This is a genomic window from Amycolatopsis sp. NPDC104587, from assembly GCF_055583645.1.
Window position 1 is genome coordinate 249954 of the sequence record NZ_JBVJNO010000012.1, and the last position, 15978, is coordinate 265931.

A 15978-nucleotide genomic window follows, 5' to 3' on the forward strand; every position below is an offset into this window, starting at 1 on the left:
ACCGACGTCCTCGCCGAAACCCGCCTCGGCACCAACTGGATGCGCGCCGAGTCCAGCCTGCGCGCCGCCGCCCAGCTCGGCGCCCGCTTCGTGATCCCGGAAGACGACGAGTGGCCGAGCGACGTCCTCGCAAGTCTGAGCGCGTCACCCACCGACGAAGCGACCATTGGCGGGATACCGCTGGGCCTGTGGGTTCACGGCGAGCCGCGGCTGGACGAGCTGGCGGCCGCGCGGTCCGTAGCGGTCGTGGGCTCGCGGGCGTCCACCGAGTACGGCGAGCACCACGCCGCGGATTTCGCCTACGCGCTGGTGTCCCGTGACGTCGTGGTGTGGAGCGGCGCTGCCTACGGCATCGAAGGCGCCGCTCACCGAGGTGCCTTGGCGACCGACCGTCCGCCCGCTACCGTCGCTGTCCTGCCGTGCGGGCTCGACCGCGGATACCCGGTCGGCCACGCGAGCCTGCTCCAGCGCATCGCCACCTTCGGCGCGATCGTGTCCGAGTGCCCGCCCGGCATCCCGCCTGCTCGCCATCGATTTTTTGCAGCGCCACCGGCTGCTCGCCGCATTCACAGCCGCGACGGTCGTGATCGAGGCCGGCCGACGAAGCGGCGCTCGCCACGCCGCGTGCCTGGCAGCCGAGCTCGGCCAGCCTGTCCTGGCAGTACCGGGTCCGGTGTCCTCGGCGGCATCTGCCGGGTGCCATCAGCTGATCCAGGAGAACACGGCCCGCCTGGTCACCTCTGTCGACGACGTCATCACGGTGCTCCAAGAGGATGACGAGATCGACGTGGAACCGGAGACGGCGTTCCCAGCGGGTGAACCTCGCCGACGCTAGCGCACACCCCGACGACGGCCGGACCTGGCGCTGGTCTGGCGACGCCGGGCAGCGTCGAGGACAGCTGCCGGACATCGGCTCGAGGCGGTGGCGGCTCACGGCTTCGTGGGCCGCCAACCCTTCACACGGCCCGCTGCTCGGGAGGCCGAACCCAGAAGCGCCGACCGTGGCCGTGCACCTCGCCCTTCGGGTGAACTGATAGGGACCTGCCCGACACCTGCACTGACACGCCGCACGTCATCGCCCTACCAATCCACCCGCACCACGATCCGGGGACGGATCGCCCACTGGCACGGTGCTCCCCGCCAACCACGTACGCGGCACGTCGACCAACGAGATCGCCGACCTCGAACAGGCCGCGTTACCGGCTGACAACGACTCCGACGTGGTCGTCGTGAGGATCGCCGAACCACGCCTGGAAGTGGCTTTCGCGGCGGGCCACGATCGCCGCACTCAAGAACCAACTGCACCCCACCGGGCACACCTCCCCGATTTTCGGGTCACGCCCGAGAGCCCGCCAAGCCGCCATGACAGCCTCTACTGCCCCTGCGTCTCCCAGGGCTCGAAGGTGCCTGTCGTCTCATCGAGAGTGCCCACAGCCGCGTCTGCGGCAACCAGCGCCTGCAACGCAGCGGCCGCGACCTCACGAACGTGGGCATCGCTCGCTTCCGGACGCGCGCGCCGGATATGCCATGGCAACGTCCAGAAGCCCACATAGTCATCAACAAGCTCTCGATGGACCAGTATTGCAACTGAAGCGGCCACACTCATGCCATCAACCATGGGTTGACCTCCAACTTCCCGATGTCGAGGCCGGGGATGTTGACATCAGGCGCCTTCATCACATTTCTTGATCATACAGCCGATCAAACCTTCAAAAAGCACCCGCAACCGCACAGGTCATCTCTGAAGCATCCAGTTCTCAGCACCGCACGATGGGCAGCGCATTCGATACTCACCGCTCGTACTGCTAGGACCAGGGCCAGGAAACCATTCCACTTCAAGAAAGTCGTCATTGTTCTCCGGGCAGCGCAATCCTTCTCGAACGCCTTCGGTAATTTGCTTGGCCGCTTCAATCCACTCCGCCGCTCGGGACATCATCGTCCTCCCAAAACATACGGACTCACCTGCTCAGCAAATTTGAAAGCCGCGTCCGCTTCCGTCTTCGCCAGCGCTGCTCCCACGCTGCCAGCAGCTTGAGACGTCGCCAATCGATGTGACTCATGACGGATCCTGCCAGCATCTGTTTACCGTCATGACATGGAAAAGGACGCGACTTATATATATATATATAATTTTCCCACTTAGGAGCCATTCACTTCAGATCAGCTGATTCAGCAACAAATTGAGCAGTCGTCTCACCCGTCAGAAGATTTGACACCTCGAGCTCAAATGCTCCGTCATCGCGCTTCTCGATAACGTGGTTGATCGCACTTTCGGGGACACCCGCACAGTCCAGGCGATCAACAATGATCTGCGCCCGGTTCATAAAGCCCACAATCATCGTTCATTTAGCAAAATCCCGAGAGTAGCGTATTGAGCGTGATTGATCCGGTCGCCCCTAATCATCCAGCCCCTATTGGTCTGCGGTTGCACCTCCGCTACAATCGTACAATCTCATGCACTTCAAACCACTGACAATAAAAGCTCCCCGCCGCACGAACGAATCTCAATCAAATGCTCGCCGAGCGTGATGTCGATACCGCTCAAGTCGCCCATCTCGTCAAACACTTCCTTGATTCTAGTAATACGTATCGGCCAAGCAACATCTTCTGGAAAAATTCCTTCAGAGACATAATCTGATGCCGGCCATAAATAATCCGGAATACCACTTTTGCTTGCGGCACGAACACGCAAAGACCAGTCCGTCCACACCACAAAAGAGACAGTGGGACCACCTTCCAGATCGACCTGCAGTTCGGCAAGATTTCCACTTCGATCCGCTAAACGACGGATAGAACTCACCGAGAGCCCCACGAGATCACCGAGGTCCACGTCACCCGGATTAGTGCCCGTCAACTCACGCCACCTCAAACATCTTCAGGGATAGGGCCACGTTCAGCAGGAACCCCATCCTACCGCAGTGTCACCGCACCCCCGAAGCCGCGTTCCACCAACTATTTCCGCCCGCCTGCATAGGAAACATGGAAACAAATTCACCGTCAGACTTCGTCAACAAGACATCATCGCCATTTCTAAAGAACCAGTAACCCTCTCCACCTCCACGATTGGGATTCCACGCACCCCGCCGAACTTCTTCAGGGTTGGCACGAACTTCATTTATCCGATTTTCAAACCATTTACGCGCCACAGGGTCACTCGGACTGAGACCATAGTCTTCCGCATGCTTTCCCCACTTTCGTCCGAACTGTTTTCCAGTAGCTCCGTAAAGTGACGGGGCTTCGGCGGCCGCTTTAGCACCAATTTCGCCTGCTTTGGCTGCTTCTTCGGCAGCCTTGCCCACCTTACCCAAGCCGCCACCCGGGACTATCGAAGCAGCGACCCCCGCGCACGCCTCAGCCGATCCGGTCGAACACTCCGGGATGTCAGCCAGGAAAACATCGTAAATGAACCCTGCTATACCAGTGAGCTTCCCGCCCAGTACACACTCGTCCGGCGATCCTCCCAGCGCATCACACACCAGCGTCTTCGCCGTCGGGCTGTGGTCTGCGAAGTCGATCGCTTCCTGCCACGTCAACGCACTCGATCCCGTGTAACCGAAAGTGCGGAACACCTCGAATTTTTCCTTGGACAGTCCATGCCCAGCTGCGGGTTTCGCGAGCATCTCCTCGCGCGGGGACCGCTGACGCTCCACCGGAGCCCGGCTCCAGGAACGCCTGACACCGGCGTTGTAGTCCCTCGCACGAGCCGCCTTGGCCGGGCTCATCGTGCTGATCGCATCAGAACCGATCCAAGCGGGATAGCCGTCGATCCGGACGACCATGCCCGTCGGGTCGCTGAACGACATCGGACTGTTGTTGCCGTAGCTGTAGGCGTTCAACGCCTGCGGGTTGCTCGTGTCGAGCACCGGGTCCGCCGTCATGAACCGACCGGTCAGCGGGTCGTAGTCGCGAGCACCGATGTGCGTCACGCCCGTGGTGTTCTGATAGCCGCCCAGGAAACCGTGCTTGTCCGGCCACGTCGACGGCGGCGTGCCGCGGGTGGTGCCATACGGGTCCTGCCAGCGCCTGCTCACCGTCATGGCGGAACCGGAGTCGACCGTGGCGTAGGTCGTGCCGTGGTGGTCGGCCAGCTTCCAGGTGAGAGCGCCTGCGCTGCTGCGGGTCGCGATGACCTGACCGCTGTAGCCGTAGTACCGGGTGCCCGACGCGAAACTGCCACCGGTTGGGACGAACAGCTCCGTGTCGCCGATGGACAGCGTCGTGCCGGCGGGGTCCTTGGTGATCAGGAGGTTGCCGTCGGCGTCGTAGAGGTAGCTGCTGTCCGCGCCGTTGGCCTCCTTCGCCGTCGCGACTCGGCCTTCGGCGTCGTAGGTGAATGTCTGCGCCGAGCCGGTCGGGCCGCGGGTCTTCGTGCTCCCGGTGTCCGTGTAGTCGTAGTTCGTCTGCGTCGTGCCGCTCGGGCCCGTGGTGGTGACGGCCTGGACGGCGTGCGGCCGTGGCTGTCCGGCATCCGGGTAGGTCGAGGTGCTCGTGATGTCGCCGGCGGCGGTGTGCTGGACCTGGGTCTTGCGGTTGCCGGTGTCGTCGAGGGTCCAGGATGTCCAGTACGGAGCCGCGCCGCCAGTCCCGGCGGTGGTGGGCTGGGCCGCGCAGTCCCCGGACACCGGGGTCCAGGCCTCGGTCAGCCGCTGCAGGTAGTCCTGACGGAAGCACTGGGTGTCCGCCGGCAGGCCGGGTGGAGTGTCGGCGGTCTTGGTGATGTTGCCGACCTGGTTGTAGGTGTAGACGCGGTTGGCGATCCAGAAGTCGGAGGACGTCGAGCGCTGGGCCTGCACGGTCGCGAGCCGGTTGGTGCCGTTCTCGTAGGTGTTGGTGACCGCGACCTGGTATGGGCTCTTCGGGTCGTTGAACTCGGTCCGCAGGACCTGGCCGAACTCGTTGTAGGCGGTCTTGGCCACCAGCTGGGTACCGGTGCTGGAGGTCAGGGTCTTCGGCGCCCCCTGGGCGAAGTAGCCCAGCGACAGCTGCTCACTGGGCAGGCCGCCCGCTCGCGGGCTGCTGATCATGCTGACCGCGCCGGTGTTGGGGTCGTAGGTGGTGCCGAAGCTGTAGCTTCCGGACAGCCCCTGGACGCCGGCGGGAATTGTGACCTTGCTGCCCGTCGGACGTCCGGCCGTGTCGTAGCCGGTGGCTTCATTCTTGTAGGCCTTGGCGTCGACGTAGCGGGTGGAACTCGTGGGCTGCCCGGCGAGCAAGGTGTCGTAGATCCAGTCGGCGAGCTTGGTGCCGGTGACGGCAGGACCGTCGTACTCGGCGGTCTTGCGGCCCAGGTTGTCGTAGGTGTAGCTGATGAGCCGGTTGCGGGCGTCGGTGGTGGTCAGCAAGCGGTCGCCGGCGTCGTAGGTGAACGTCGTCGTGCCGGTGTCGGGGTCCTTCGCCGAGATCTTGCGATCCTTCAGGTCGTAGGCGAAGGCCCACACGTTCTTGCCGGTCGTGTCGGTGACCGTGGCCTGCTGGCCGCTGCGGGTGTAGGTGTAGGTCGTGGTGTCGGCCGGGGATCCGGCGGTGTACTTCGTCGGATCCTTGTACTGCAGGAGCTGGGTGGTCTGCCCGAGCCCGTTCGTGACCGTGGTTGTCGCGGTGCCGCCGTCGGGCGGGATCGTCGTGACGCGGTCGCCGTCCGGGATCGTCGTGGTGCGCCACTGTTCGACGTCGTTGCGGCGGTACGCGCTGGCTCGAGCCGCGCCCGCGCTGTCGAAGGTGATCAGGGTGGTGTTGGGGACCGAAGCGCCGTTGGGGACATAAAGCGTCGCCGAGGGTCCTGAGCTGTTGTTCCAGTACGGGTTGTGGGTCTTGTACGCCCGGCCCTGGGAGTCGTAGTAGGTGTCGGTGATGATCCGGCCGGCCCCGTCGTCAGTGCGAGGTGCCTGGGTCTGGATGGTGCGGCCGAGACCGTCGTAGAGCGTGTACGAGGTCGCGTACTGGCCGCTGGCGAGCAAGGTTTGCGTGGCGACATTGCTGACACCGCCGCTGTTTCTCACGTCATAGGAGGAAATGACGTCCGCGGGTGCGTTCAGTGCCTTGCTGTGGCCGGGTTTCCAGACGGAGATGATCCGGCCGAGCGCGTCCTGGGTCGTGTCGGTCCGCAGACCGCTGCCGTCCTTCCCTGCGATCGAGGTGCCGGACACCGGGTCGAGGTACTTCGTGGAGGTGAACTTGGGTGCGTTGGGAGCTGCGGTGACCGGCGGGGAGGTGGTGTCGATCTGGGTGAGCGGGCCGCCGGTGGCCGGTGTGTAGGCGGTTGTGGTGGTCAGGCCGAGTGCGTCGGTCGAGCTCGTCGCGCGTCCGTATTTGTCGTATGCCGTGGTCGTGGCGGGCTTGGTCAGCTTCTCGGCGCCGCCGGCCGGCCAGTCTTCGAGGGTGTCGACCTGGGTGACGCTGCCGCGCGTCGGCGCGACGCCGAAGCCTTGCGTGTCGTAGTAGCTGCGGTTGTCGCTGATGATGTTGCCGGGCCCGGGCGGGTTCGTCTTGTCGTCGCAGACACCCGAGACCTTCTGCACCTGGCTTGGAAAGCTCACCAGCCACGCGGTGGTGTTCTCCAGGTACTGCGTCACGGTGCAGCTGGTCTGCTTCGGGTCGCTGATGTCCCCCTCGGTCTGGACGCTGGTGGCGAGACCGTATTTCCCGTAGACGGTGTGGGTGCGGGAGATCCGCCAGGATTTGGTGGTGTCGAGCCAGGTACGGGTGCGGCTGGTGTCGGTGTCGACGTAGGCCGACGTCCGGCCGTTGGCATCGGTCGCGGTGACACCGGACACCCACGGCTCGTTCAGCGTCCCGCCGATGACGGCACCGTCGCGGTAGGTGACGGTCTCCCGGACGAAGCCGGCGACCTCCTTGCGGTCGACGACCGACTCGTGCCAGTTGTCACTGGTCACCGTCGCGCCCTCCATACCGCGGAGGTAGTACGTCTCGGTGACCACCGGAGGACCCGACGGGTCACCTCCGGCCGGTCCGAGACCGACGGTGGTCTTCACGTCGCCGTAGCCGCGCCACTGCGACCAGGTGCGGTACTTCGGGTCGGTGAACGGGTCGTCGTCGTAGTGCCAGGCCGCACCACCGAGATAGTCGTAACTGGTGATCGTGTGCTGTTCCTGGCCTGTGGTCTGCGCGTTTTCCTCGACGAGCTTGACCTGGAACTTGTTGAAGTAGTCCAGGACAGGGTCGGTGGCGCCCGGTGGGATCCAGTAGACCGGGTAGCAGGAGAGCTTGTTGTCTTTCAGGTTGCTCGGGTCGGGCATTTTGACGCCCGTGACGCACTCAGGTTCGGCGTAGTTGACGGTGGTGAGGCCGCCCTGGGAGTTGGTGATGGCGTCGATGCGATTGCGGGTCAGGGCTGTGTACTGAGTGTTAATGTTGACGCGGTTGGCCATCGCCTTCGCGTGGAACGTCGTCGGCGGCAGCGTCACCGAGCCGCCGACCGTGTTCGGGCTCGCCACCTTCCCGGTCTCGGTGATCGACCCCAGCCACAAGGCAGGCTTGTTCCCGTCGGTGGTGGCCGGGAAGGACTGCCCGAGGGCCCACTCCCGGACAGGCTTCCAGCCGGTGCCCCCGTCGCTGACCTGAGTGGTGATCTTGGTGTAGCGCTTGCGGGAGAAGAAACTCGGTGAACCGTAGACGCAGACGGCACCCTGGGCGCAGATCGTCTCCGACGGCACGTCCGGCCAGGACGTCGCGGTTGCAGAGTTCAGCTGTCCCGGGTCACAGGTGATCGTTCCACCCGGGACGCACCGCTCCGCGGAGTCGAACAGGATCTGAGCTGGTGCGTGGCTGAACGTGTCGGCAACTCTGGTGTTGAAGCCGTACTCGATCTTCTGCAGGTAGCCGCCGCGGGTGTACACGGTGCCGGGGTTGTTCGCGGTGGAAGGGGTGCGGTTGAGGCCGTAGAAGTTGGTTTCGGGTTGGTAGTAGTAGGAGATGGCGTTGCCGCGGGGGTCGACGACGTAGTCGAGGTTCCATCGCCAGGCGCGGTTGCACCAGGACGCGGCGAAGGTCGTGGCGTTGCAGGGCTCGTCGGTGTTGTTCCCGAACACCGGCACGGTCCAGGTCGACTGGGTCTCCGCCTTGCCCGACGCCCAGCCCGGCAGGTGATTCAGGCCGAAGAAGTACTGGACGCCGTCGGGTGTGGTGACCTTCCAGTATTCGCCGAACTTGTCGCCGTTGGCGCCGCCGGTGAGGCGTTCGACGCGAGTGCCGTCGTCGTCCTTCGGGTGCCAGACCTTCTTGTCCTTGTCGAAGATGAGGTCGCCGTTGGCGCCGGAGAAGGAGATGGTGGCGTTGTCGTTGTACCAGCACAGGTCGCCGGTCTTGGTCTGGTTGTTGTTGCCGCCGAGGTCTTGTCCGCAGCCCTTGTAACGGCGTTCGATGAAGCCGCTGCCCGCTAGGCTCCAGCCGTCACCGATGCCCGAGGCCTGGTTGTTGGTGGCCGAGGTGAGACCGTCCACCGCACTCGAGGAGTAGTTCAGACTCACCGTCGGGCCAGTGCCGCCGACGGCGGAGAGTGTGCTGATCGGGTACGAGTAGGAGAAGTCCGCTGACGAGGTGCCTGCGCTCCAGGTGCCGGCGGGCTTGAGGTCGGTGGCAGCGAAGTCGCCACCACCGCTCTTGGTGTCGGATTCAGCGGCGACCAGCATCGACGTGGTCGCCGGCGTGGCAGCGCCCTGCCGGCCGGCGGCCGATGCTCCCGGCAGGGTGACGTCGGCGGTGACGTGCCGGGTCTTGATGTTGTTGTCGGACTTCAACGGAGCACCGACATGGCACTCGGGCTTGTCAGGTGAGGTCAGCAGGCAGGACGGGTACTGCACCAGGTGCAGGCGGCCGCCGAAGTCGCCACCGTAGGCGTCGCCGAACGCGCGGTAGTCGACGTCGATCGTCACCGGTCCGCCGGTGTCACCACGGACAGGTTCAGCCTTGACGAACACACCCTTGATCCCGGCCCTGGCCGTGGCCGCCTGGTCCAGCGTGCTGATACGGACTCTGCCCACCGTCTGACGGGCATCGGCTGTGGCCGCTTTCGCCTGGGAACGCGCCACAGCCACTGGCTGTCCGGCGGGTACTTTCGCCGCGCCGTCGATCGGCAGGTCGACTTCGGCGGTCGCCGCGGCCGGCCAGGTTACCGAGGCCGGGGTGTAGGTGCTCGCCGACGGAGCAGGTGAGGCCCGGAGGCCGCCGTCGGCACCATCGACCGACTGTGCTTGTTGCAACGATGGGAGGTCCCAGCCCAGCCCGTGCCAGCCGCCGGTCGCCGCCGCCGCGGCCGACTGCGCGGAGCCGAAGAGCACCAGCGTGATACCGAACGCGAGGAACCGTCTGCTGCGGTCCATCCGGAAGAGCCCACGTCTGCCCGTCATAGCTGCCATCCCCTGGTGAAACGGCGCAGAGCGCCGGAAGCCGAACCGAGCTAGTGAGTGACGTCGAAGAGGTTGCCGGGGTCGTCGAGAGCCCGGTCCTGCTGGACGCCTGCGGTGTCCCGTAGTCCTGCGTAGACCCGGACTCCGGCCAGGCCGCCGTACCAGGTGTCGCTGCGCTGTCCCGTCCACACGCCGTGGCCGAGGACGAGACCGCCGCTGGAGTCTCGGGCCACGACCCCGCCGCCGTCGGGGGTGTTGACGTAGAAGTTCTGCTTCGCCCCGTTGACGTAGAGCGCCATGTAGCCGGTGGCGACGTCGTAGGTGGCGACCAGGTGCGTCCAGGTGTTGTCGGAGGCATCGGCGTCGCTCAGCACGATCCGGCTGTCGTTCCCGGTCGCCGACGGTGACAGCAGGAAGCTCCACTTGGCGTGTTGCTTGCCCGATGAGTCGGCCCACGGCCGGTAGCCGAGCAGCAGCGGCGAGAACTGGGTGTCGGTGGTGCTGATGACGGCGCGGGGCGACGGGTCGACCGGGCCGTTCACCGACGCGTCCGATGGGGTCCAGGTGTGCTTGACCCAGGCCTCGACCGTGAACGACTTGTCGGTCCGCAGGGTGGCGGGCTTGGTGGTCGCGACTTCGCCGCCGTTGACGGTGAACTGGGCCGCACACGCCAGCGGGCTCCCCCCGGCGGCGGTCTCCATGCCCAGCGAGACCCCACCTGAAGGCGTGCCTTCGCTCTGCCCGATCGAGTCGTAGTAACTGAACGGCTCCATCGCGGCGATCTGGTCGTAGGTGAGGACGCGGTCCCACACCCGGGCCTGGTCGAGGATCCCCTTGAAGGAGTTCTGGCCGCCCCGCTCGGCCCCGAGGAACAGGCCGTTGTTCGCCGTCCACGCCTGCGACACCGGCGAATCGGCTTGGTGCCGTCCGTTGACGAACAAGCTCAGCCGCATCGCCACCGGGTCGAACGTGCCGGTCAGCAGTGTCCAGGTGCCCGCTTGCGGGGTGGTCGTGCTGACCGCCCAGCTGGTGGCGGCCGTGGCGTTGTCCGACGGGGTCATCCCGAAGGCCCACCGGCCCAGCGCCTTGTCGTAGCGCAGCACGAACGCCGAGGTGTTCGTGCCGGCCTGGGCGAGCACGCTGTAGTTCGCGTTCAGGTCGGCGGGATTGACCCATGCTGACACGGTGAATGCGGAAGCGGTGTCGACCACAGGTCGCGTCGTGGAGCCGTAGCCGGTGGTCCCGTCCAGCTGAAGACCGCCGCCGCTGCGCCCAGGGACCCAGGTGTAGCCACCGGTCAGGGTGACGTCGTTGCCGTGCTGGGTGCCGTCCTTGGCCAGATTGCCACTCGTCTCGCCCAGCGACCAGGCCGCCTGCACCGACGGCACCCGCGAGGCCGCGGAGGTGATCTCGGGCCCACAGCCCTCGGCCAGGCCGTACGCGGCCAGCGGTGCCGCCGTGTTCGCCAAGTCGTGTGCTTCCGCCGCGGACAGCGTCCGCCGCCAGGCCTGGATGTCATCGACCGAACCACGGAGGTAGTCGCTCCGGGCGCCGGCGCTCTTCCCGGCCCCGATGACGAGGGAACCTGTCGCGGCCCACGGGTGCACCACGGCCGTTTGCTGCTTCGCGCCGTCGACGTACAGCGTGGCCGCGTTGGTGGACGCGTCGTAGGTCGCGACGAGGTGCGTCCAGGCGCCCGCCTTGGGTGGACTGCTCGACAGCACCTTGACCTCACCGGGTGCTGCCTGGTCGGCGGCCGTCACGCGAAGTGCCCAGGCGTTGCTGACCTTGTTGTACTGCAACGCGAACGGGCTCGCCTGGGCGCCGTCCTGCGCGATGACGGCTTGCGAACGGGTCGTATCGGTCAGCTTCGCCCACGCAGCCACCGTGAACGACTTCGACGCGTCGAGGACACGATCCGAGGTCTGGGCGTAGGCACTGGTTCCGTCGAGTCCGATCGCGCCCTTGACACCCTCGCCGTAGCCGCTGGTGTCAGGATGGGTCCAGCTGTTGCCGTGGTTGTAGCCCGGCTGCCTGGTCGCTCCACCGGACAACGTCGCCGGGTGCGCGGCAAGTCCCGCGTTGCCCGGCGTGTCAGCGGCGCTGTCGAGCAGGGAGGTTCCCGATAGTTCGTCCGCGCCCCATGCCGCGACCAGGTTCTTGGCCGGCGTCAGCGGCTGGACGTGGTAGGAGCAAGATGGACCGTCCAGCGCGGGGTTGGAACCCGCGATGACGACACAGATCGCGTTGGGGCTCGGCATCCCCGCCTTGTTTACCGACTTGACCTTGATCAGGTTCTGGTTGCCGTTCACCGCGATCGTCTTCAGAGCCGCTGTGGCGACCATCTTGCCGTTCGCGTCCGTGCCCTGAACCGCCGGGGCAGTCGGCGATCCCTGAGCCTGGGGCTCAGAACCGTCGGTGGTGTAGATGAAGTGGTCGATGTCGTAGAGCCCGTCGGTGGCCATTCCGGTCCACACGCTGAAGTTGGCTGCGTCGCCTTGCACCTTCGGGTCAGTCCAGTCGACCATCGCAAGGTTCGGCGGCAGCGGGACCTTGGTGTCCACGGTGAACTCGCAGTTGCCGACCCAGTTCGACCAGAGCTCACCGTCGTAGGCCTGCATCGACCAGTTGTAGACGCCGTCCTCGTTGATCCAGCCGGGCGGGACCGCGGCGAGCTGCGCGGTCGCCTGCTGGTTGGGGCCCGCGGTGCCCACCGGGACGAGGTTCGCGGCGTTGTCGTGGATGTAGACGTTGTGTCCGAGCGTGCCGTAGGCCAGCGCGAACTTGCCGTAGACTGTGCCACCGTCCGGGTCGGACACCCGGCCCGCGATCTGCGGGGTCTTCGTGTAGACCCACGGCCGGTTCGCCCCCGAGGTGCACGGCAGCTGGCCGTTCTGCATCGTCAGGCTCGCCGGCGAGTTCGGGTAGGAGTCGTAGTTCACCGCGAAGTACGGGTTCAGGTCGAACCGCCGCCACGCCGCCATGCCATCGCCCTCGTTGGCGGCCGCCAGCGCGAACCACGTGTTCTGCCACCGGTTCGCGGCCGCGTCTTTCGCCGCTCGAGTAGCGTCGAACACTCCCGCGACGTTCGGCGCGTCATGGCAGTTCGCGGTGTTCATCGTCGAAACCTGATACACCCAGCCCGGCTGCGCGTTCCACCGGGTGTCGGGGGCGGCGGGGTTCGACAGCCACAGCCCCGTCGGCGCTGGGGAACAGCTGTAGCTGTGCTGGATCGTGGTGTTCAGCGTGGCGCTGTGCACCACGGTCCCGGCCAGCCGGGCGCTGTTCATCTGGATGTAGGACCTCGACGTGCCGGCGCTGTCGTAGTTCTCGTAGCCGGCCTTGAGGTTCGACAGGTCTCCGATCGTGGCGTTCCAGTTCCTGGCCTCCGGATATCCGGACTGGACCACCACATGCGCCTGGATCCCGCACGAATCGCACCAGTATCCCGGGTCCAGCGAGACCGGGTACCGGGTCGCCGGGTCGGCCAGGAACGCCTGGTCCGGCGTGATGATCACCTTGTCCTGCGCGAGCGCGACGTCCATCACCGCCTCCCGCCGGCCGCCGCCCTCACCGACCTGCTGCTCGGCGGGCGTGCCGCCACCGGAGGAGTCCCACATCCGTGTTGCCTCACCCGAAAAGACGACCCCGCCGGCGGTGTCCTTCACCTCGAGCCCGTCGGTCGGGGTGGCTTGCGCCGGTGTGCCTCGGCCCTCCCCCTCCGCGACCGTGACCGTGGTGTTGCGGGTGTGGAGGCCGAACGGGATCTCACGCAGTTTCGGGTTCTTCGCCGCCTCGGGCGTCTTGATGACCAGGTTCTCGGTGAAGCCCTCGGGGACGGCTTTCACGGTCAAGTCGACACCGGGGAGCACTTCCCCATAGGTGGCCGTGTCGCCGTCCAGTGCCGGTGCCGGCAGGTCGCTGGCCCACTTCAGACCGACCTCCTTGCCGTCGTGTCCCGCCTGTACGATCGGCTCGGCCGCCGAGTCGGCGCCACCCGGGTTGAGCGTGACGTCGACCGCGACCGCCTTCGGCCCGACCGAGCCGTCCGCCCGCCGCACCAGTGTGGTGTCGACCGGTGTCCACGCTCCGGCCTGTTTCACCCGGACGGGGTGGACGTACTGCGTCATCGTCCACGAGCCGTCCGGATTGGCCAGAGTCTGCGACGTCTCGGTGGTCTCCGAGGCCACTTCGACCTGCTTGCCGCCCTCACGCGCGTAGGCAACGGCGGTGACTTCATCAGGGGCCGAGTCCGGCACCGTCACCGAAGCCCGCGCGGGCGCGACGACCACCGTGGTTGCGGCAACTGTCGCCGCGCAGAGCAGAAGAGCGCGCCAACGCGCACCGATGAAACGCACGAGATCCCCCTCGTCAAGAGCAACCAGCACACAGCCGGGCCCCCGACGAACCCGTGATCACACTGCCAAATCCGGCGACGATCCGGAATAGGCCAACAGGCGTATTCCGGTCATCGCAATTTCCTGAAAATCAGACCAAACTGCCCCTAGCGAACAAAACGGACATCATTCGTGGTCGAGCGCAGCCACGTACATCGGTGCCGTCTTCGTGGCCAGCGCCTTCACCGCTGTCAGGCTGTCGCTCCACTTACCTTCGATGGTGATCGAGGTCGCACGGTTTCCGTGGCCCAGGACCAAGACGCAGCGGACCAAGTAGCCGGGACGCTGGTTCGCGCAGAAGCCCGCCTGCGGGTCACCCAGGCCGGGTACCGAGAAGTCGCCGACGATCGAGAACTGCTCGTCGTGGAACGTCGCCTGGCGGCACGCGATCGCCTGCTTCACGCTCGCCACGACATCGGCTCCGGTCACACCCGCATACTCCGCCACCAGCTGGTGGAATGCGCCCTTCCCACCGCCGGGAACGTAGTTGATGCCTTGCGCCGCCCGCTGCACCGACTGGTCCGAGGGCAGCCCACCGCATGTCTGGAGAAGGTGGAACGGCGTGTGCTCATCGATAACGTAGGCAACCGGCTTCGTTTCCACGGACAGACCTGCCCCGTCCACCTCATCCTCGACCGGCAAGTAGGCCGTGATCTCCTTCGCCACCGGCACCGGCGTCGTGCTGACCGTCGCCGACGGAGCCGGTGCCGAGGTCGACGGCGCCGGAGACGTCGCGGTCGCGGCTTCGGTATCCGCGCAGCCCGCAAGGACCACTGCCAGGCATGCGAGCGCAACGGTTTTGTACATATCTCCCCCTTGGTCGACAGCTTGATCGTCAGCTCCCGAGCAGGCGTTACCGCAACCGAGAGCCCTCGCGAACAGACCCCTCAAGCAGGACCACCTCGGCCGACGACGATCACCGCGGTGATCAAGGAGCCCAAGCAGGCGGACGCGGAACCGGGGACGTCCCCGGCCCGGCGGGCGAAGCCGGACGACGCTAGCGCACGCCCCGACGACGGCCCCCGCCTCGCGCCGGCCGGTGATCTCGGGCGGGTCCAGGGCCGCCGTCGGACGCGCGCTCGGGCGGTGGCGGCTCACACCTTCGTGGGCCGCCACCGCCTCCCACGGCCCGCACGCCGGGGAGGCCGAGCCCAGGAGCGCCGATACGTGACCCAGTACCTGACCCCCGGCGAACTGATCGGATCCCTGCCCGACACCCGCACCCGCACCCTGCACGTCATCGCTCTGCCCCGAACCTCCGACAGTGCATCTGCATGGCGGCTGACCTCACCGGCCGGCGCGCGGTTCCCCGCCAGCCGGGTTCGTGGCATGACGACCCGAGAGCTGGCCGAGCACGTCCGCAACGCCTTACCGAGCGACCGCAGCTGCGATCTGGTCGTCGTCGTGATCAGCGACGAACGTCCCTGGAACCGTCCGCCGTTGCGGGCCGCGATCGCCGCGCTCGAGGCCGACCTGCACCCCACTGGACACACCGTCCTCGGCCGGTACTGGGCCCCGCACATCCGCCCCGGCGCCCACTGGCGCGACTACCGCCGCCCCACTCACCTCGGCACCGTCATCGCCCCACGCGCCGACCTCGACTTCGCCGCCCCGATCCAGCTCGGCGGCGACGCCCCGACACCGACCTGGGGCCTGCCCTTCACCGAGACCGGCGAGACTCTGCCGGCCCAGGTGGGCCGATTCGCCCGCCGGATCCTGTCGACGCTGGTGTACTGCGGCGACGAGGCCCAGCGGCTCATCGAGCACGCCACCTTCCAGGCCGGCCGCGGCGACCTCGTGGACGACGTCGCGGCGTTCGCGGTGACAGCTGCGCTGAGCAACAACGCCGTCTACGGACGGCTGTTCCTGCTCCCGGCCGAACTCGACCCACAGCGAGTCGAGCAACTGTGGATGGCTCTCTACCGCGGCAGTTCCGAGCCTCACGTTCGGGCGCGGCTGGCCACCCTGATCGCTGCCAGCGCCGTCGCCCGCGGCGCCGATCACAGCCTCACCGCCCGCGCCTTGGCCCACGCCCACGGCGCACTGGGCGCCGCTGCCGTCGGCGTGCTGTTCCAGCAGCACTCTCCGGCCGACGTCGTCGAGTATCAGCTCGACCTCATCGCTTCCGAGGTCTGCGCCACCCGCTGGTAGCCACGTCGCTGACATCCGGCTCGGCCGCAGCGCCCCAGGCATCGTTGCGCGTTCCGGGACGCTGC

8 protein-coding genes and 1 pseudogene are annotated in these 15978 nt (G+C 66.5%); 3 read left to right on the forward strand and 6 right to left on the reverse strand.

The genetic code is table 11. The features are described 5' to 3' along the window. Window positions 1-39: 39 nt before the first annotated feature. Both ACZ61C_RS34105 and ACZ61C_RS34110 read left to right on the forward strand, forming a co-directional pair. Window positions 40-447, forward strand: a pseudogene (locus ACZ61C_RS34105) (DNA-processing protein DprA); the annotation flags it as partial. Next, window positions 374-835, forward strand: coding sequence for a DNA-processing protein DprA (locus ACZ61C_RS34110; RefSeq protein WP_465312099.1), 462 nt, complete (start codon window positions 374-376; stop codon window positions 833-835). The pseudogene ACZ61C_RS34105 and the gene ACZ61C_RS34110, both read left to right, overlap by 74 nt. Before the next feature lie 537 nt (window positions 836-1372). Here the strand turns inward: ACZ61C_RS34110 and ACZ61C_RS34115 are convergent. The 6 genes from ACZ61C_RS34115 to ACZ61C_RS34140 form a co-directional block, all read right to left on the reverse strand. Next, window positions 1373-1618 carry a hypothetical protein gene (locus ACZ61C_RS34115; protein WP_465311992.1) on the reverse strand — a complete coding sequence of 82 codons (246 nt, stop codon included), beginning with the start codon at window positions 1616-1618 and terminating at the stop codon, window positions 1373-1375. Between the two features lie 532 nt (window positions 1619-2150). Next, a complete protein-coding gene (locus ACZ61C_RS34120) occupies window positions 2151-2324 on the reverse strand; it encodes a hypothetical protein (protein ID WP_465311993.1) in 174 nt (57 codons plus the stop codon). Window positions 2325-2461: 137 nt separating this feature from the next. After that, window positions 2462-2830 (reverse strand): hypothetical protein, encoded by a 369-nt coding sequence (locus ACZ61C_RS34125; protein ID WP_465311994.1) that lies wholly within the window; start codon window positions 2828-2830, stop codon window positions 2462-2464. A gap of 91 nt (window positions 2831-2921) precedes the next feature. After that, a complete protein-coding gene (locus ACZ61C_RS34130) occupies window positions 2922-9374 on the reverse strand; it encodes an RHS repeat-associated core domain-containing protein (protein WP_465312100.1) in 6453 nt (2150 codons plus the stop codon). A 41-nt stretch (window positions 9375-9415) separates the two neighbouring features. Then, window positions 9416-13657, reverse strand: a complete 4242-nt coding sequence (locus ACZ61C_RS34135; RefSeq protein ID WP_465311995.1) for a LamG domain-containing protein — start codon at window positions 13655-13657, stop codon at window positions 9416-9418. A 231-nt stretch (window positions 13658-13888) separates the two neighbouring features. Continuing rightward, window positions 13889-14569: a hypothetical protein gene (locus ACZ61C_RS34140; RefSeq protein ID WP_465311996.1), complete on the reverse strand. Its 681-nt coding sequence runs from the start codon at window positions 14567-14569 to the stop codon at window positions 13889-13891. Between the two features lie 522 nt (window positions 14570-15091). Between ACZ61C_RS34140 and ACZ61C_RS34145 the strand changes: the two genes are divergently transcribed. After that, entirely contained in the window at window positions 15092-15913 is an 822-nt protein-coding gene (locus ACZ61C_RS34145) for a DUF4192 family protein (RefSeq protein ID WP_465311997.1), read from the forward strand. The last annotated feature ends 65 nt before the right edge of the window (window positions 15914-15978 follow it).